At 35.9% G+C, this 17,275-nt stretch carries 17 protein-coding genes, 1 pseudogene and 1 other annotated feature; of the genes and pseudogenes, 6 read left to right on the forward strand and 12 right to left on the reverse strand.

Annotated elements, in window-relative coordinates; translation table 11 throughout:
• Positions 1-48: 48 nt before the first annotated feature.
• The 3 genes from ACFWDE_RS20970 to ACFWDE_RS20980 are packed head-to-tail and all read right to left on the reverse strand — an operon-like array spanning position 49 to position 2,243.
• Positions 49-1,374 (reverse strand): bifunctional S-methyl-5'-thioadenosine deaminase/S-adenosylhomocysteine deaminase, encoded by a 1,326-nt coding sequence (locus tag ACFWDE_RS20970; protein ID WP_377894455.1) that lies wholly within the window; start codon positions 1,372-1,374, stop codon positions 49-51.
• 53 nt (positions 1,375-1,427) lie between these two features.
• Positions 1,428-1,787 carry a YunG family protein gene (locus tag ACFWDE_RS20975; RefSeq protein WP_377894456.1) on the reverse strand — a complete coding sequence of 120 codons (360 nt, stop codon included), beginning with the start codon at positions 1,785-1,787 and terminating at the stop codon, positions 1,428-1,430.
• Positions 1,788-1,814: 27 nt separating this feature from the next.
• Complete coding sequence (locus ACFWDE_RS20980) at positions 1,815-2,243, reverse strand: GNAT family N-acetyltransferase (RefSeq protein WP_377894458.1); 429 nt, start codon at positions 2,241-2,243, stop codon at positions 1,815-1,817.
• Between the two features lie 223 nt (positions 2,244-2,466).
• Here ACFWDE_RS20980 and ACFWDE_RS20985 point away from each other — a divergent pair, with 223 nt between their 5' ends.
• Positions 2,467-3,447 (forward strand): serine hydrolase domain-containing protein, encoded by a 981-nt coding sequence (locus ACFWDE_RS20985; protein WP_377894459.1) that lies wholly within the window; start codon positions 2,467-2,469, stop codon positions 3,445-3,447.
• Positions 3,448-3,500: 53 nt separating this feature from the next.
• On the opposite strand, the pseudogene ACFWDE_RS20990 reads toward ACFWDE_RS20985, so the two are convergent.
• Positions 3,501-4,106, reverse strand: a pseudogene (locus tag ACFWDE_RS20990) (pentapeptide repeat-containing protein).
• A 56-nt stretch (positions 4,107-4,162) separates the two neighbouring features.
• Entirely contained in the window at positions 4,163-5,086 is a 924-nt protein-coding gene (locus tag ACFWDE_RS20995; protein ID WP_377894461.1) for an alpha/beta fold hydrolase, read from the reverse strand.
• 207 nt (positions 5,087-5,293) lie between these two features.
• Here ACFWDE_RS20995 and ACFWDE_RS21000 point away from each other — a divergent pair, with 207 nt between their 5' ends.
• Entirely contained in the window at positions 5,294-6,055 is a 762-nt protein-coding gene (locus ACFWDE_RS21000) for a DODA-type extradiol aromatic ring-opening family dioxygenase (RefSeq protein WP_377894462.1), read from the forward strand.
• A gap of 54 nt (positions 6,056-6,109) precedes the next feature.
• Here the strand turns inward: ACFWDE_RS21000 and ACFWDE_RS21005 are convergent, their stop codons facing one another.
• The 3 genes from ACFWDE_RS21005 to ACFWDE_RS21015 all read right to left on the reverse strand — a co-directional run bounded on the left by ACFWDE_RS21005 (position 6,110) and on the right by ACFWDE_RS21015 (position 9,093).
• Entirely contained in the window at positions 6,110-7,324 is a 1,215-nt protein-coding gene (locus ACFWDE_RS21005) for a multidrug efflux MFS transporter (protein WP_377894463.1), read from the reverse strand.
• Positions 7,325-7,491: 167 nt separating this feature from the next.
• The gene (locus tag ACFWDE_RS21010; protein WP_377894464.1) at positions 7,492-8,358 is read right to left on the reverse strand and encodes a GNAT family N-acetyltransferase; all 867 of its coding nucleotides are present in this window, start codon (positions 8,356-8,358) and stop codon (positions 7,492-7,494) included.
• Positions 8,359-8,373: 15 nt separating this feature from the next.
• Positions 8,374-9,093, reverse strand: coding sequence for a DUF554 domain-containing protein (locus tag ACFWDE_RS21015; RefSeq protein WP_377894478.1), 720 nt, complete (start codon positions 9,091-9,093; stop codon positions 8,374-8,376).
• A 297-nt stretch (positions 9,094-9,390) separates the two neighbouring features.
• On the opposite strand from ACFWDE_RS21015, the gene ACFWDE_RS21020 reads away from it, so the two are divergent.
• Together ACFWDE_RS21020 and ACFWDE_RS21025 are read left to right on the forward strand one after the other, a co-directional pair.
• Positions 9,391-10,494 (forward strand): CapA family protein, encoded by a 1,104-nt coding sequence (locus ACFWDE_RS21020; RefSeq protein WP_377894465.1) that lies wholly within the window; start codon positions 9,391-9,393, stop codon positions 10,492-10,494.
• Between the two features lie 52 nt (positions 10,495-10,546).
• Entirely contained in the window at positions 10,547-10,774 is a 228-nt protein-coding gene (locus ACFWDE_RS21025; RefSeq protein ID WP_377894467.1) for a hypothetical protein, read from the forward strand.
• A 99-nt stretch (positions 10,775-10,873) separates the two neighbouring features.
• Here the strand turns inward: ACFWDE_RS21025 and ilvA are convergent, their stop codons facing one another.
• Positions 10,874-12,136, reverse strand: a complete 1,263-nt coding sequence (gene ilvA, locus ACFWDE_RS21030; protein ID WP_377894469.1) for a threonine ammonia-lyase IlvA — start codon at positions 12,134-12,136, stop codon at positions 10,874-10,876.
• A 31-nt stretch (positions 12,137-12,167) separates the two neighbouring features.
• On the reverse strand, positions 12,168-13,841 hold the full coding sequence (gene ilvD, locus ACFWDE_RS21035; protein ID WP_016094300.1) for a dihydroxy-acid dehydratase: 1,674 nt from the start codon (positions 13,839-13,841) through the stop codon (positions 12,168-12,170).
• 103 nt (positions 13,842-13,944) lie between these two features.
• Positions 13,945-14,190, reverse strand: a binding site (T-box leader).
• Between the two features lie 259 nt (positions 14,191-14,449).
• Here ilvD and ACFWDE_RS21040 point away from each other — a divergent pair.
• Together ACFWDE_RS21040 and msrA are read left to right on the forward strand one after the other, a co-directional pair.
• Positions 14,450-15,208: an SDR family oxidoreductase gene (locus ACFWDE_RS21040; RefSeq protein ID WP_377894471.1), complete on the forward strand. Its 759-nt coding sequence runs from the start codon at positions 14,450-14,452 to the stop codon at positions 15,206-15,208.
• A 90-nt stretch (positions 15,209-15,298) separates the two neighbouring features.
• Positions 15,299-15,835, forward strand: a complete 537-nt coding sequence (msrA, locus tag ACFWDE_RS21045; protein ID WP_128281457.1) for a peptide-methionine (S)-S-oxide reductase MsrA — start codon at positions 15,299-15,301, stop codon at positions 15,833-15,835.
• A 90-nt stretch (positions 15,836-15,925) separates the two neighbouring features.
• Here msrA and ACFWDE_RS21050 read toward each other — a convergent pair whose 3' ends face one another.
• Positions 15,926-16,822: an RCC1 domain-containing protein gene (locus ACFWDE_RS21050; RefSeq protein ID WP_377894472.1), complete on the reverse strand. Its 897-nt coding sequence runs from the start codon at positions 16,820-16,822 to the stop codon at positions 15,926-15,928.
• Between the two features lie 143 nt (positions 16,823-16,965).
• Positions 16,966-17,275, reverse strand: a 310-nt coding sequence (locus ACFWDE_RS21055) for an FBP domain-containing protein (protein ID WP_377894474.1), incomplete at its 5' end; no start/stop codon positions are given.

A 17,275-nucleotide genomic window follows, 5' to 3' on the forward strand; every position in this document is an offset into this window, starting at 1 on the left:
CCTTTTAAAAAAAGGACAGCTTTTTCAGCCAACATGTAAATACCTAACCTATCTTTGTAAACCTCGTTTATAACGACTCGCTTCAAATATAATACGCTCTTCATCTAATGTTTTACATTCACCATTCCAAACAACATGTTTACCGTTAATAATTACATCACTTATATCTTTTCCACTAGCTGCATATACAAGATGCGATAACACTTCATCTGCTGGTTGTAAATGCGGCTTATTAGATGGATCAATCGTAATAAAATCAGCACACTTTCCAACCTCAAGTGATCCCGTTTGTTTCATCCCAATTACTTCTGCAGCTCCTTTTGTCGCTAGAGATAGAGCCGTTTCAACTGGTAATGCTGTTGCATCTTGATGAATACCTTTTTGTAATAAAGTCGCAATACGCATTTCTTCAAACATATCTAAATTATTGTTAGACGCAACACTATCTGTAGCAATCCCTACTTTAACCCCTGCTTCTAGCATCGCTTTTACATTCGCTATACCCGAACCTAATTTTAAATTACTATTCGGATTATGAGCTACTCGAACATCATGTTCTGCTAAAAATGCACGCTCATTTTCATTTAATACTACTCCATGCGCAATAACTGTTGGACGTTTAAACAATCCGCAACTTGCCGCATATTCTACTGGACGTTTTCCGTACTGTGCTTCAATATCACGTACTTCACGATCTGTTTCAGAAAGATGAATATGAACCATAGTTTGATTTTCTACTGCAATACGTGCACACTCTTCTAACAGTTCTGTGGAACATGTATATGGACTATGCGGTGCAACCATCGTAGTTAACATACCACTTTCCTTATAATATCGCTTTACATATTTCTCCGCTTCTTCAATTGCTTTCTTTTCATCTTCTTTCGTTCCGAAGCTAAATAAAGTTCTTGAAACAGCAGCTCGCATCCCGCTTTTTGACACCGTATCCATAATTGCATCTTGATCTACTCCAATTGGATTAAACATATCAGAGAATGATGTTGTACCACTTTTCACCATTTCAAGTAATCCTAATTCCGTACTAGCAACCGCAAGCTCTGGAGTAAACTGACTTTCAAGTGGCCAAATTCTCGTCTCAAGCCATGGCTGTAATAACATATCATCGCCAATACCTCTCAAAAGACTCATAACAACATGTGTATGTGTATGTACAAGCCCTGGTAAAACCCACTTTCCTTTCATGTCAATTACTTCATCTACTTCAAAATCGTTAGCGAATTCTCCGCTATTTACATCTATAATTTGATCATTTTCTACAATGATATATCCATTTTCTATCACTTCATTTTTTTCATTCATCGTTGCAATTGTAGCGTTTACATAAGTTGTTTTCAAAAGTATTTCCCCTTTCAACTCTATGAAGTTCCCTTTAATAAGTTACCACCATTATAGTAACTTATTAAAGATTAAGAGTCAAAAGATAATTTTAATTCTTTCGTTATCTTTTCCTTCAAAATGCCATATTGCTTTTCATCTGTATCTACAAATGCTTCTTCCCGATTTGATTCCACGCCCATATAATTCAATTTTTCATTAAATTGCGTCTCTGTAAAATCAACCCTCTGCCCGTCTATAAAGTTATAAAAATGCCACACCTCTCCTACTTTTGTCTTTTTAATTTTTCCTCCGTATATTTCTTGAACGACTAGAGCTGTTACACCACATTGTCCCTTTGCCGGATTTCCACTCGTCCACTTTGAACTTGTTTCAATCGACCACGATTTTATTAACATGTCATATATTTGTTTTTTCTTCACATTATCCACTCTCATCTTCCCCTGACATTAATAGTTTTACACATCATATTGCAAAAGAGGTAAAAGTCGATTCTTAAATACCGTTGATGGTGTCTCTCCGATTAGCTTTGCTCCCATTTTCAAGTAATAGCCTTTTGCATTCGGATCACTATCAATCGTAAAACTTTTTATTCCTAATTCATTTGCTTGCTCTATTACAAACTCCCAAAGTATTTTCCCGTAGCCTTTCCCTTTAAAACAAGGATGAATGTATAGGAAATCGAGAGCATTTTCATTGCGTAAAAACGAGAAAAATCCAATCTTCATATTATTATTTTCTAAAACATATACAAAATTATTTTTTATGTACTCTTCTGTAATTGTTAACTCTTCCTTACAAGAAAGTATGAATTCTTCACTATAATCCCAAGATGCTTTTGAAAATAATGCAAGTTCACTTAGTTCACCAGCTTCAATTACTTTCATAATTGTTTCTCTCCACTTTCAATATATAAACTACTAAAACATTTCGAAAAGCAACTCCAAGAACCTTTATTTTCATAGAATTTAAATCAACTTGCCTATTTTATAACTTGCATTATAAAATAGAAAAGCATTCAAAAAACATTTCATTTAGGGGGAATTGCCTATGCCGTTGGATTACATTTCAGGTAACTAATATTCCAAAATTTGAAGGAGTGCCTGAAATTTGCTAAACTCATATATCAATTCATTCTTATATAAAAATACCGAAAAATTCAATGGTACAATTTTAGTAGCCCATAAAGAACAAACTCTTTATAAACAGTCATTTGGAAAAGCTAATTACGATTGGGACATACCTAATACAGCTACAACGAAGTTTCGTATCGGATCAATAACTAAAATCTTCACTGCAGTTGCTATTTTAATGCTTGTGGAAGAGAAAAAATTACAGCTCCATGATACATTGGATCAATTCATTCCAACTTTCCCAAAAGGAAATCAAATTATGATTGAGCATCTATTAAGTCATACTGCTGGTATTGGGAATATTACTGCTCAACATGACTTTTTATTTCAGTCTTATCAACCTCGAACACCGGATGATTTAATACAATGGATTATTTCGTGTCCCTTTGAATCTAGCCCTGGTGAAAAATTCAATTATTCGAATTCAGGTTATATTATATTAGGAAAAATTATTGAAGTTATAAGTGGGATTTCTTATGAGGAATTTCTTAAAAAGAAGATTTTCTACCCAATCTCTATAATAAACACAGGTGTTGATTTGAATCACACCATTCAAAAACATAAAGCAACTGGGTATGAGTTACATCCAAACCATGATCTACAGAATGCATCATTTATTCATATGTCTAATTCATATTCAGCTGGCGGATTATTTTCTACAGCCGAAGATTTATATAGATTTGATCAAGCGATAAAAGAAAATCGTTTATTATCAAGTGAAATGACGTCTCGCATGTTTACTGCAAGATTATATGGATATGGTTATGGTTGGAACATTGCTATGACAGAAAAAAATAATAAACTCGTATTCCATCACGGCGGAATTAACGGTTTTACATCCTCTTATTTACGGTTAATTGACAAAGAGGCTACAATCATTATTTTAAGTAATGTATCTACACTATTAACATCGACTCTTGCTAATGAAATAGCTTCTTATATAGAAAATAATTTTTAAAACTATTATGATTTGTAAAACCGTTCAGCAATTTGAACGGTTTTACAAACAATTCAGTTCACCTTAGCTCCATAACATCTTGCTACTGCAACCGCCTGCGCTATATCCAATTTCACATTTTTCAAATCAAAACTTTTAAAGTCGATTCTATCAACTACAGCTCCTTTTAAATCTGCACCGCTAAGTTTTGCCTTACCTAATTGTGCACCTGTTAGATCCGCTTCACGTAAATCTGCTTTTTCTAAATTACATTCATATAAGTCAGCTTCAATTAAACGAATCCCCTTTAACATTTGTTTACTTAAATTCGCAAACCTTAGATTCGTATATGACTAATCGCCGGAAATAATTGTTATTCCGTCTAAATTCGCCTCTTCAAAATCAGAACCAGTCATTTTACATTCTTCAAATTTGGATACAAATAAATTCGCACCAAAAAACTTACAATTAGCAAATGTAGTTCCTTGATGGATAGAAGCATTAAAAAGAGCACCAGTAAAATCACATTCTATGAAATTACAGTTTTCAGTAAAAACTTCTGATGCATCTATCCCTCTAAAACGGCATTTTATGAAGGTACAATTTTTCAATTCCTCCTCTTTAATCAAATCATATTTAAAATCTATTTCTATATATTCTTTATTTACAAATCCACTCATAACCATTCCTCCATTTCCTCAAAGAAACCTCACTTCAGAAAAAGTGAGGTTTCTTCTCATACAATATGTCCATCTAACCAAGAAATCAAATCTTTAAACACTTCATCTCTATTCACTTCATGGAACATTTCATGTCTACCATTTTCATATAAACGAAGTGTTACATCTTTCACACCACATTTTTTATAATTTTCGTATACTTCTTTTACACCTTTCCCCATATCCCCAACAGGATCACGATTTCCAGAGAATATATGTATAGGAAGACTTTTTGGCGTTTTCTTGTATTCTTCTAATTTATTTACTTCTAATACACCATGAAATAATTCTCGATAAAAACTTGTTGTGCATATAAAGCCACATAACGGGTCTTTAATATATTTATCTACTTGGCTGTTATCTGAAGATAACCAATCAAATTTTGTACGATTCGGCTTAAACTTTGAGTTAAAATTACCAAAAGATAAAAAGTTTAACATTGGACTTTTCGTTTTCGCTCCGCGTAGTTTCATTTCGATTGTTGCTACTTTATGGCCAATGCTGCCTAAAACCCCTGGATTTCCCCCAGTTCCTGAAATAAGAAATCCATCATATAATTCACCTCGAAGTTGCACAGCTCGTCTTGATAAAAAAGAGCCCATACTATGTCCAAGTAAAAACAATGGACATGTCTGTTCTTTCCTTATCGTTTCTGATACAAAAATAACATCAGACACAACCTGATTCCACCCTACATTTGGTTCAAAATGACCATAGTCTTCTTCTCTTTTCACTGTTTTCCCATGCCCTTTATGATCATGCGCATAAACACCATACCCTACCGCTAATAAAGCATCTACAAATTCTGTATACACCCCTGCATGTTCTGTCATACCATGTGCAATTTGGACAATCCCCCGCGGATTTCCTTCTGGTAACCATTTACGCAAATAAATTTCCGATTCATCCAATGCCGTAACGAAACTTTCCTGTACGTTCATTTCGTCAGCCCCCAAATCTATTATGCATCTATTTTAAAAATGAATATACATTCATTATTCTTATTACATATTATATGTAATTGCTTTCATTATAACAAATAATCTATTTTTCAGACTCGCTTTAAAAATACTTTCTTGACGAACTAAAATAAAAATTATATAGTTACTTACATAAAGTAATCAATATATTTTTAGGAGGTTTTCAATATGATGCCATCACTATTTTTAGCACACGGTTCACCAATGCTCGCTATCCAAGATACAGATTATACAAGTTTTTTAAAAACACTCGGAGAAACATATAAACCGAAAGCAATTGTTATTTTTACCGCTCACTGGGAAAGTGAACTATTAACAATCTCCTCATCAGATGATGAATATGAAACAATTTATGATTTCGGTGGATTTCCTCCTGAGTTATATGAAATTAAATATCGAGCTAAAGGTTCTTCTAGCATTGCATCTATGCTAGAAACAAAACTTAAAAATAAAGGCATTCCCGTCCATCATAATATGACGAGAGGTTTAGATCATGGCTCTTGGACTCTCCTGCATCGTATGTATCCAGAAGCAAATATTCCTGTCGTACAAATATCAGTAAATCCTTTCCTTCCTGCAAAAGAGCAATATGAAATTGGAGAAGCACTACAAGGACTTGGACAAGAAGATATTTTAGTAATCGGTAGCGGGGTTACCGTTCATAATTTACGAGCTTTAAAATGGAATCAAACTACACCTGAAAGATGGGCTATTGAATTTGACGATTGGATTATAAATCATATGCAGACTAATGATAAAGATGCATTGTTTAATTGGGAAAAGAATGCTCCTCATGCACAATTAGCAGTACCACGAGCAGAGCATTTTGTTCCTTTATTTATCGCAATGGGTAGTGGTGAACAGACAGGGAAAGTCATTCACCGTAGCTACGAACTTGGTACATTAAGTTATCTTTGCTTTCAGTTTTAATGAAAAAGGATGAAGCAAATATTGCTTCATCCTTTTTACTGTTCATTCACCTAATTAACTAACTTCCAAATGTTGTTTTTCTGATACCTCTGCATTCTTACTATGAAAATAAACCCAAATACATGCAATAAATAATAATGATGATGTAGATAAGAAAACATATTGGAATCCCGCATGAGCTGCAATTTGTCCACCAAGTACTGGCCCAATCATATTTCCTAAAAACTGAAACGATTGATTATATCCAAATATTCGTCCCGTTACATGGGTTGGCGTATGTTGTTTTAGTAGAGTTTGTACGGAAGGTAATAGTCCTGCTTGTGCAATACCTAATAAAAAGCGAAGAATTAATAGTTGCCAAGCTGAGGTTACAAATGCTTGCGGAATAAAAATAATTCCTGCAGCAAACAACGCTACAACTAACGTTTTTTGAGGTCCAATACGATCTGATAATCTTCCTAGCTTAGGGGCTGCTAAAATAACTGCTAATCCTGTCGCAGACATAACGGCGCCTGCAATCATTTCAATATGATCTGTTCCTGGTCCTGCCAAATGCTTTACGTACAACGTAATAATAGGTTGAATTGACATATTTGCAAGCTGAATAATAAACGTTGCTACAAATAAACTTATTATTAAATGTTTTGCCGGGACCATCGTCCATACTTTTTTCGGCTGTGCCTTTCTTGCTTTAGCAGAATGATTCTCCTCATGTAAGAAGAAAAAGACGATAAGAAAGGAAAGGAATAAGAAAGCTCCTGTAACTAGAAAAACATGGCGCATTCCGATTAACTCTGACAAATAACCTCCGAGTATCGGCCCAAGTAATGAACCGCTCACGCCTCCAGTTGAGATTGTAGAAATTGCCCAACCTGAATGTTCTTGCGGAGTTTCTGCAGCAATAAATGTCATCGCTGTAGAAAGGAAACCAGATACCGCTCCCATTAAAAACCGAAGTGCGACTAGTTGATACACGTCCGTCACAAACCCCATAAGCGTCATAATTACCGCCATACCAAGGCTAGCACGTATAAGCATCAATTTCCGTCCATGTATATCACCAAGCTTGCCCCATATTGGTGATACGATCGCACCCATTAAAAATGTTACACCAAATGCAAGTCCCGACCACTGTGCAATACTAGAAGTGCCGGTCACTCCTAATTCCTCAATATAAAAAGATAAAAAAGGAATTACTAAACTCATACCGGCTGCAGTGGTAAAACAACCTAGCCAACAAATCATTAAATTTCGTTTCCAGCTGGCCATTTTCACACCTTCTTTCATTCGATACCCATTCTACACCGTTTTCTAGAAAAAGTTTAGTAATTTGCTTTACATGTAAGATTTACTATAAAACCCGCTATTTTCTAGTAAGAATCACTACATTCCTACAACGTTTTCATAATAAAACCAACTCCCCTATATGAAGTTGGTTAATTATTCTCTATCTGTATTAAACTCGCATTACAACTTCTCTCGTAAAACTCAATCGGACCTGCTTGTCCAATAATTGCATATTCATATCTATCTTGCTTCATACTATATAAACAATGATGTAACAATTCCTTCCCAACACCGTTCACACGATTATGTTTCGCTGTACCCATCGGGCCAAACAACCCTTTTTTTCCTCTCACAACATCGTAACAAGCGAAACCAATAATTTCTCCTCCTTCCTCAGCAATAAAAATAGGTAACTCTTCTTTATATGTCCGAAATCCATAATCTAAAGATTTTAACCAACGCTCACCAAATTCATCCTTAACAAAATGTGCTAACTTTTCAAAATCAGAAAAAATCGCTCTTCTAATATTACAGCTTAAATTATTATAAATAGGATTAAATCTTTTTAAAGCAACGGTTAAGTCTCTTGGCTCAGATGTAATTTGCAATACATCTTTTTGCACATTTTTACTTAAAACCTTTTCAATAACTGTATCCCCTTGAAAAATCGCATATAAAACATGTCCTTCATTTATTAATACTTGCTGAAAACGTTCCATCCGTTTTTTCGCTACTTTTAAAACTTCTATCGTCTTATTTGAAACTTTAAACTCCCCAACATTTATGTATTCTATTTCATTTGCATAATATTGTTGGAGTAACGATATTTTTCCTAAAAAATCCATACCCACCGTGTGAAATAAATACATATGTAACTCCGCGCAAACTCCAGTACCTTCCTTACAAGCTCCTATAAATAGATGACCTGGATGAATAATTCCTTTATTACACTCAGCCTCTCCTGCTGCAATCTCCAATATTTTATATGCACGTTTTGTAAATTGGAACTCCTCCATCTATATCCCTTCCCCCTAAAAACTAAATATCAAACCGTAACCATATATAATTGAAACAATTATTCCAACCACCAATATACCTGGAAGTAAATTCGCCACTTTAATTTTAATAAATCCAAGTAAGTTTAATCCAATGGCGAATATCATAATACCGCCCGTAGCTGTCATTTCCACTATAAATTGATTCATTAATTCTTTTGGTACAAAACTATTAATTTGTGTTGCAAAAATTGCAATGGCACCTTCATATAAAATAACGGGAATTGCTGAAAATACCACTCCAATTCCAAGAGTTGTCGTCAATATAATCGAAATGAATCCATCAATAATCGCTTTTGTGAATAAAACATCGTGATTCCCTCTAATACCACTGTCTAATGCACCAAGTATCCCCATTGCTCCAATTGCAAAAATAAGAGTAGCTGTTACAAAACCTTCTGATATACTCCCTTTACCTTTCGATCCAACTTTACTTTCTAGCCAATCTCCTAAATGTGTTAACCTTTCTTCTAATTGTAGCCATTCCCCAATTACCGCACCAATAACTAAACTTAAAATCACAACGAGAAAATTTTCACTCTTCAATGCCATTTGAAGTCCCAATACAGCAACCGTTAAGCCAATTGCATGCATAATCGTCCCTTTCATACTTTCTGGAATATTACTAAATAATTTACCAAGTAGAGTACCAACTATAATACAAACCCCATTTACAACTGCTCCTAATATAACCATTTTCATTCTCCACCCTCTGAATTCTTTATTACTACATTCTGGATTACACATTGATTTAAAGGTTATCTATATGTTAACTTAATATTATGAATATTAACAAATGATTTTCACTATTAATACTCGCTTTTTTTGCATCAATGAATCTAGCTATAACTTATTTTTACTACATTCATTGTTAGCACCATTTTGGAAGTTCACAATTACGTTATAAAGTGAAACTTTAGTCCGGAGGCGTTTTTTACCTCCCACTAATCACCAGTTGAATAAAGCGGGATAAAACCAAAAGGGACGGTAGCTATGAAAACTTTATTAAAACGACTTATTTTAATAGCCTTTTTCATTACACCAATTGTTTTATTAATCAATTACACTTACATTTCAAAAGCAAAAGATAAACCAGATACACAAAACACATCAAGTAAAGCAAATTCAACGACCGAAAAGAATACCGAAGACCCTGAAATTACACTCACCTTCTCTGGTGATACGATGTTCGATTGGCAATTACGTCCCGTAATTGAAAAAAATGGGGCTGATTATCCGTTTCAACATGTAAAAGAGGAAATAACGAAAGCTGATATTTCCTTTATTAATTTAGAGTCTGCATTTACAACAAAAGAAAAAAGAGTGCCTGGGCAACAATTTTGGATTAAAAGCGATCCATCTACACTACAAGCAATAAAAAATACTGGATACGATATTGTCAATATTGGCAATAACCATACGCTTGATTATGGACAAGATGGACTACTAGACACCATTTCTCACGTCGAAAAATTAAAACTCCCTTACACTGGCGCCGGAAAAAATGCTGAAGATGCTTATACTGCTCGTGAACTAACTGTAAAAGGAAAAAAGTTTAAATTTCTTTCCTTTGTACGCTTTATGCCTAACTTTAATTGGGTAGCTGGTGACAATAAACCTGGCGTTGCAAACGGATATGATCTAGATCTTGTAACAAAAACGATTCAAGAGCAAAAGAAAGATGCTGATTATGTAATCGTCTATATGCATTGGGGCGTCGAAAAATCTAATCGCCCAATAGAATACCAGAAACAATATGTTCCGAAAATGGTAGAGGCGGGTGCTGATGCAATCGTTGGAAGTCACCCGCATTGGTTACAAGGATTTGAGTATTACAATAAAGTTCCTATCGCATACTCGTTAGGAAACTTTTTATTCCCGAGCTACGTAAACGGAAAGAGTGCCGAAACAGGCGTTTTGACCTTAACATTTAAAGGGGAAGATGTTCAAATGTCGTTCAATCCCTACATAATACGAAACAATCAAATTTCTCCTGTAAATGAAGAAGAAAAGAAAAAAGCACTACAATATTTACAAACCGTTTCAACTGATGTAGAAATTAATGCTACTGGGAAAATAATTAACAAACGCAACTAAACAGCGTGAGATTCATTTCTCTGTAACATACATTACGGAATAGGTAATGAATATGCTAAAAAACTTATTAGAAAATATAAGTCTGTTAGAAAACGTGTATGAAATATCTATAGCGATCCTGCTTTTATGTTCCGTTTTTTCGGTTAGACTTCTAAGAAAAATAAAGCGAGAGAGAAAACTTTCTCCCTTTGAATTTACAATGTACATAATCATTCGTATTGCAATACTTTTTTGGTTAACTAGCTTTATCCTTCTTGAATATGGAGCGTATTTCGTTTAACTTTCAAAGAATAAAAAAGATAGAACAAGCAGGATTTCTCTCCGCTTGTATCTATCTTTTTTATTTCAAGTAGAATTGTATGTTAACTCTTTTCTTTTATTAAATAAGTAAATCAAACAGCACAGGATTTTTATTAAGCTCCACAAATTGAATGTTATTTTCTTGAAAGCGAGTAATTAAAGCTTCATAGTCTTCCCTATGTTTTAATTCTACCCCCACTAAAGCTGGACCATTTTCTTTATTATGTTTCTTAATATACTCAAAGCGAGTAATATCATCTTCCGGTCCTAATCCTTTATCCAGAAACTCTCGTAGTGCTCCTGAACGTTGCGGAAATTCAATGATGAAATAGTGCTTTAATCCCTCATAAATAAGAGATCGTTCTTTCATTTCTTGCATTCTATCAATATCATTATTCCCACCACTCAACGTACATACAACTGTTTTTCCCTTTATTTCATCTCTGTATAGATCAAGTGCCGCAATAGAAAGCGCACCAGCTGGCTCTGCTACAATCGCATTTTTCTTATACAGTTCTAAAATCGTCGTACAAACCTTTCCCTCTGGTACTAAAACTATGTCATCAATTACATCTTTACAAGTTTCAAAAGTTAACTTTCCTACCTTCTTAACAGCTGCTCCATCAACAAAACTATCAATCTTATCTAATGCAACATTTTCATTTTGAAGAAAAGCTTCTTTCATAGATGCAGCTCCCATCGGTTCTACACCTATTACCTTTGTAGTAGGACTAACCCCCTTTACATATGTACCAATACCAGATGCTAATCCACCACCGCCAATTGCTGTAAATATATAATCAACTGGTTTCTCCATATCATGCATAATTTCAACAGCGACTGTTCCTTGACCAGCAACGACATACGGATCATCAAACGGATGTACAAATGTCATCCTATTTTCCACACAATAGCGCTGCGCCTCTTGGAAAGAACTATCAAATGTATCACCGACTAATACAATTTCTGCGAAATCACCACCAAAAAATTCAACTTGTGATACTTTTTGCTTAGGTGTCGTTGTTGGCATGAAAATTATTGACGGAATCTTCAATAAATTACACGTATAAGCAACTCCTTGTGCATGATTACCAGCACTCGCACAAACAACACCATTTTGTAACTTTTCTTTCGGTAAACTTTGAATTAAATTATACGCACCACGAATTTTGAAAGAACGAATAACTTGTAAATCTTCTCGCTTAACATATACGTCACATTCATATTTCTCAGATAAAACTGAATCTCGTTGTAACGGTGTTTTAATAACGATATCTTTCATGCAATTATGAGCCATTAAGATATCTTCAATTTTCACTCTCTCCTTTACCTTTTGCACCATTCCATATCATCCTTATCTCTTTTAAATTGGCTCAATCAAAATTCGGGATTTTTAGAACTGCACCTGTATTCGCCGATGTTACCATCTGCGCATAACGTCCAAGCCAGCCAGTTTTCACTTTTGGTTCCGGTCGTTTCCATTCTTTTTTACGCTTATCTAATTCTTCATCACTAACTCTTACTTCTAACAAGCGTTCCTCAACATCAATACATACAATATCTCCTTGTTCAAGCAGTGCAATCGTTCCGCCAGCAGCTGCTTCTGGTGAAACGTGCCCTACTGAAATACCACGTGAAGCACCAGAGAAGCGACCATCAGTTAAAAGTGCAACATCAGCTCCTAATCCCATACCAGCAATTGCTGAAGTTGGTGCTAACATTTCCGGCATACCAGGTCCGCCTCTTGGTCCTTCGTAACGAATAACAACTACATCCCCTTTCTTAACTTTCCCAAGCATAATGCCGGCAAGCGCCTCATCTTGTGAATTAAAAATAACGCAAGGTCCTTCAAATCGTTTTACTTCTGTTGCTCCGCTTTTAATAACCGCTCCGTCTTTCGCAAGGTTTCCTTTTAATATACGTAATCCCCCTTCTTCACTATGAGGATTTTCGAGAGAATGAATCACTTCCTTATCTTGAATCTCTGCATGAGCGATATTTTCTCGTAACGTTTGCCCAGTAGCGGTTATTCGATCAAGGTGAAGTACCCCTTCTTTTCGGCTCATCTCTTTCAAAATTGCACTAATCCCGCCTGCTCGATCAATATCTTCCATATGCCAATTAGAAGCTGGACTTACTTTACATAAATGCGGTACACGCCTTGAAACTGCATCAATGCGGTTCATATCGTAATCTAACCCCGCCTCTTGTGCGAGTGCTAACGTGTGTAATACTGTATTCGTTGATCCACCCATCGCCATATCAAGTGCAAACGCATCATCAATTGCTTCTTCTGTTACAATGTCGCGTGGTTTAATATCTCTTTCAATTAAAATTTTTAATTTTTCTGCTGCTTGTTTAATTAACTCCTCACGTCTTGGATCAATCGCTAAAATACTCCCGTTACCAGGAAGAGCTAAACCTAACACTTCACATAAACAGTTCATAGAGTTCGCTGTAAACATACCGGAACAAGAACCACAAGATGGACAGCCATGATCTTCAATATCCTTTAATTCTTCTTCTGTAATTTTCCCAGATTGATAGGCTCCTACCCCTTCAAAAACAGAACTCAAATCGACAACTTCCCCTTTAGATGTTTTCCCCGCTGCCATCGGTCCACCTGAAACAAAAACAGTTGGAATGTTTACACGAAGTGCAGCCATCATCATACCTGGCGTAATTTTGTCGCAGTTTGGAATACAAATCATTCCATCAAACCAATGTGCATTTACAACTGTTTCTACTGAATCTGCAATAATTTCACGACTCGGAAGCGAATAACGCATACCGATATGGCCCATCGCAATTCCATCATCTACTCCGATTGTATTAAATTCAAATGGAACCATGCCTGCTGCACGTACTGCTTCTTTTACGAGTTTTCCAAACTCATTTAAATGCTTATGACCTGGAATAATTTCAATAAAAGAATTACAAATTGCTACGAATGGTTTATCAAAATCTTCATCTTTTAAACCAGTTGCTTTTAATAAACTACGATGCGGAGCTTTATCAAAACCTTTTTTAATCATGTCACTTCTCATCTTGTCAAATCCCTTCTTACACATTTTTTCTCTTACTTAATCTATTTGTTAAAATAAAAACTCTCACCTCAGCAATCAACTACTACTTAATAGTAGCTTTGATTGCTGAGGCGAGAGTTTCGCGTTACCACTCAGCTTCCTTACACTTCTCACGAAATATAAGCTCTGTAGGTCCAATCAGACCCCCGTCCTTTTACCGGAGACGATGCCGCCGCCCTCTACTCAGTTTCCCTTTCGCAAGCGATGCTCCGAGGTGATATTCAATGATTCGATTGTTACTACCCTCACAGCCTTGGAGTAGCTCTCTGAAACGATCATAATCATCTACTTTCCTCTTCTTTGCATATACAAAATATTAATTCAGAAAATTCTCAATTAACTTTTATTTGTTAAACGTATTATAGGACTTTGTCCTTTTCATTGTCAATATATTTTTCATTTTTTTTAAAAGTTCAATTCATTCACTAGAAGGATATTTATTTTTCTCAAAACAAAATCGGAATGACCTCCTTACATGTACTCATATATTGCTTAAGTATGTTTGCTTTTCTACATAAAGAAAAACAACTTAAAAACATATAAAAAATTTATGAGGAGATGAGAGAACTATGTTAAAAGGTAAAATAGCATTAGTTACTGGAGCAAGCCGAGGAATTGGACGTGCTATCGCAAAGCGTTTAGCAAACGACGGTGCATTAGTTGCTGTTCATTATGGTAACCGAAAAGAAGATGCTGAAGAAACTGTTCATGAAATTCAATCAAATGGCGGATCAGCTTTTTCTATCGGTGCAAATCTTGAATCTTTACACGGTGTAGAAAATCTATATAACTCTTTAGATACTGAATTGCAAAAGCGAACTGGTGGAACGGAATTTGATATTTTAATAAACAACGCTGGAATTGGACCTGGTGCTTTTATTGAAGAAACGACTGAACAATTTTTTGATAGAATCATTTCAGTAAATGCAAAAGCACCATTCTTCATCATCCAACAAGCTCTACCGCGTTTACGTGACAATAGCCGGATTGTTAATATCTCATCAGCCGCAACTCGCATTTCTTTACCTGATTTCGTTGCATATAGTATGACGAAAGGTGCAATTAACACAATGACTTTCACGCTTGCAAAGCAGCTTGGAGCAAGAGGAATAACGGTGAATGCAATACTTCCAGGCTTTATCAAAACAGATATGAACGCGGAACTCTTGAGCGATCCAATGATGAAACGATATGCTACTAACATTTCAGCTTTCAATCGATTAGGTGAAGTAGAAGACATTGCCGATACCGCTGCATTTCTCGCTTCCCCTGATAGTCGTTGGGTTACTGGCCAATTGATTGATGTGAGCGGAGGATCTTGTTTATAAAAAACATATATTTTCAAATCTTTTTTATTGCGCAACAAAACAAATTGTATAATACTATATAAAACATATAAATTTAGGAGGATTACAGCAATGTCCGAAAAAACATACGAACTCGCAACCTTCGCAGGTGGTTGTTTTTGGTGCATGGTAAAGCCGTTTGATGAACTTCCTGGTATTCATAAAGTGCTTTCCGGCTATGCAGGCGGTCATGTAGAAAACCCAACATATGAACAAGTAAAGGCTGGAACATCTGGACATTTAGAAGTCGTTCAAATTACATTCGATCCTTCTATTTTCCCGTATCAAAAATTATTAGATTTATATTGGCCACAAATCGATCCGACTGATGATGATGGACAATTTTTCGATCGTGGCCCCTCTTACCGCACCGCTATTTTCTATCATAATGAAGCGCAAAAAGAGCTTGCAGAAAAATCGAAGCAAACTCTTGCAGAAAGCGGTATGTTTAAAGATCCAATCGTGACTGAAATTCGTCCGACTGCACCTTTTTATGAGGCTGAAGAATACCATCAACACTTTTATAAAAAGAACCCAGAGAAATATGCTACTGAGCAAAAGGAATCTGGTCGTGAAGATTTTATTAAAGAAAATTGGCAAAAAAAATAATAAAAACGCATCGTGCTTTCTTTTCAAAGTGCGATGCGTTTTTATCTTTGAAAAAAGTACCATACAATAAAAAAACAATTGCTGTTAAAACTAATTACTAGGCAGTCGAATGCTGCGCCAACTGCCTACATCACATTGGCCATATTCGTTATCACCCACCGCTACCACCGTGCCGTCTGATTTAAGACCGACTGTATGGGCACAACCCACCGCTATCGCTACAATATCGCGCCAATCACTTACATCACATTGACCATGTTTATTATTACCCACAGCCGTCACTATGCCGTCAGATGTAAGACCAATTGTATGATTACTCCCTGCCGCTATCGCCACAATATCCCTCCAGCCACTGACATCACATTGACCATGTTTATTATTACCCACAGCCGTCACCATACCGTCTGATTTAAGACCAACTGTATGAAGATAGCCTGCCGCTATCGCCACAATATCCCTCCAGCCACTGACATTACATTGGTCATACCGATTATTACCTACAGCCGTCACCGTACCGTCCAATTTAAGGCCGATAGTATGCCAGTCGCCTGCTGCGACCGCCACAATATCACACCAGCCCCTTACATTGCATTCACCTTCTTTATTTCGTCCCACTGCTACCACCGTACCATCCGATTTAAGACCAATAGTACGACGCCACCCCGCCGCTATCGCTACAATATCGCGCCAATCGTTTACATCGCATTGGTCATGCTTATTCCAGCCCACAGCTGTCACCGTACTGTCTGATTTAAGACCGATTGTATGAGCATTACCCGTGTTCGTCGCCATATGAACATTACCCGCCGTGACCGCTTCAATATCACGCCAGCCGCTTACATTGCATTCACCTTCTTTATTTCGCCCCACTGCTACCGCCGTGCCATCCGATTTAAGACCAACGGTATGACCACGACCGGCCGCTATCGTATCTTTAGGCCACCGTTTCACCTTTAACACCTCATCTTTCGGTGAAATGTAATCCATGTTTTACCTCCTTCAAAATAAGCAACTGTATCGAAATAGATATTTTTATCAAACTTTATTTTTAATCTACATCTACAAAGGAAATCTATTACTACTTCTTCAAAAAATAAAAACCTCCAGTTTAAGTACTAGAGGTCTTCTATTTATTTCTTCAATCTCTCAATTAAATCCTGTAATTTATCAAGCGATTTCATGTTATGGTTACAAGCAACACCATCTTTGCAAATATAATTCCCCTTTTTAACAAACGTTCCTGGGATCTTTCCTTTTATTTCAACTAAAAACATCCCTACTTCTTCATGCCCATGACATAATGAACAAATACTTTTTTTATTTATGCTTTGGAACGTTCCTTGTAGACCAACGAACCTATTATTGTTTTTTGCAATTATAAATTTCCTGCTCGTTCCTTTATCAATCCAGCTTAAATAAGACGTTTCTTTCATATTAATC

Origin of the sequence: Bacillus sp. NPDC060175 (assembly GCF_042728695.1) — a bacterium.
GTDB lineage: Bacteria > Bacillota > Bacilli > Bacillales > Bacillaceae_G > Bacillus_A.

Bases quoted from the DNA above. Each gene is read 5' to 3' on its own strand.
- ACFWDE_RS21010 (WP_377894464.1), bottom strand. From the start codon at position 8,358: ATGGAGGAGTTCCAATTTACAAAACGTGCATATAAAATATTGGAGATT.
- ACFWDE_RS20995 (WP_377894461.1), bottom strand. From the start codon at position 5,086: ATGAACGTACAGGAAAGTTTCGTTACGGCATTGGATGAATCGGAAATT.
- ACFWDE_RS21000 (WP_377894462.1), top strand. From the start codon at position 5,294: ATGATGCCATCACTATTTTTAGCACACGGTTCACCAATGCTCGCTATC.
- ACFWDE_RS21020 (WP_377894465.1), top strand. From the start codon at position 9,391: ATGAAAACTTTATTAAAACGACTTATTTTAATAGCCTTTTTCATTACA.
- ACFWDE_RS21040 (WP_377894471.1), top strand. From the start codon at position 14,450: ATGTTAAAAGGTAAAATAGCATTAGTTACTGGAGCAAGCCGAGGAATT.
- ACFWDE_RS20980 (WP_377894458.1), bottom strand. From the start codon at position 2,243: ATGAAAGTAATTGAAGCTGGTGAACTAAGTGAACTTGCATTATTTTCA.
- ACFWDE_RS21005 (WP_377894463.1), bottom strand. From the start codon at position 7,324: ATGGCCAGCTGGAAACGAAATTTAATGATTTGTTGGCTAGGTTGTTTT.
- ilvD (WP_016094300.1), bottom strand. From the start codon at position 13,841: ATGAGAAGTGACATGATTAAAAAAGGTTTTGATAAAGCTCCGCATCGT.
- ACFWDE_RS21015 (WP_377894478.1), bottom strand. From the start codon at position 9,093: ATGGTTATATTAGGAGCAGTTGTAAATGGGGTTTGTATTATAGTTGGT.
- ilvA (WP_377894469.1), bottom strand. From the start codon at position 12,136: ATGGTGCAAAAGGTAAAGGAGAGAGTGAAAATTGAAGATATCTTAATG.
- ACFWDE_RS21050 (WP_377894472.1), bottom strand. From the start codon at position 16,822: ATGGATTACATTTCACCGAAAGATGAGGTGTTAAAGGTGAAACGGTGG.
- msrA (WP_128281457.1), top strand. From the start codon at position 15,299: ATGTCCGAAAAAACATACGAACTCGCAACCTTCGCAGGTGGTTGTTTT.
- ACFWDE_RS21025 (WP_377894467.1), top strand. From the start codon at position 10,547: ATGCTAAAAAACTTATTAGAAAATATAAGTCTGTTAGAAAACGTGTAT.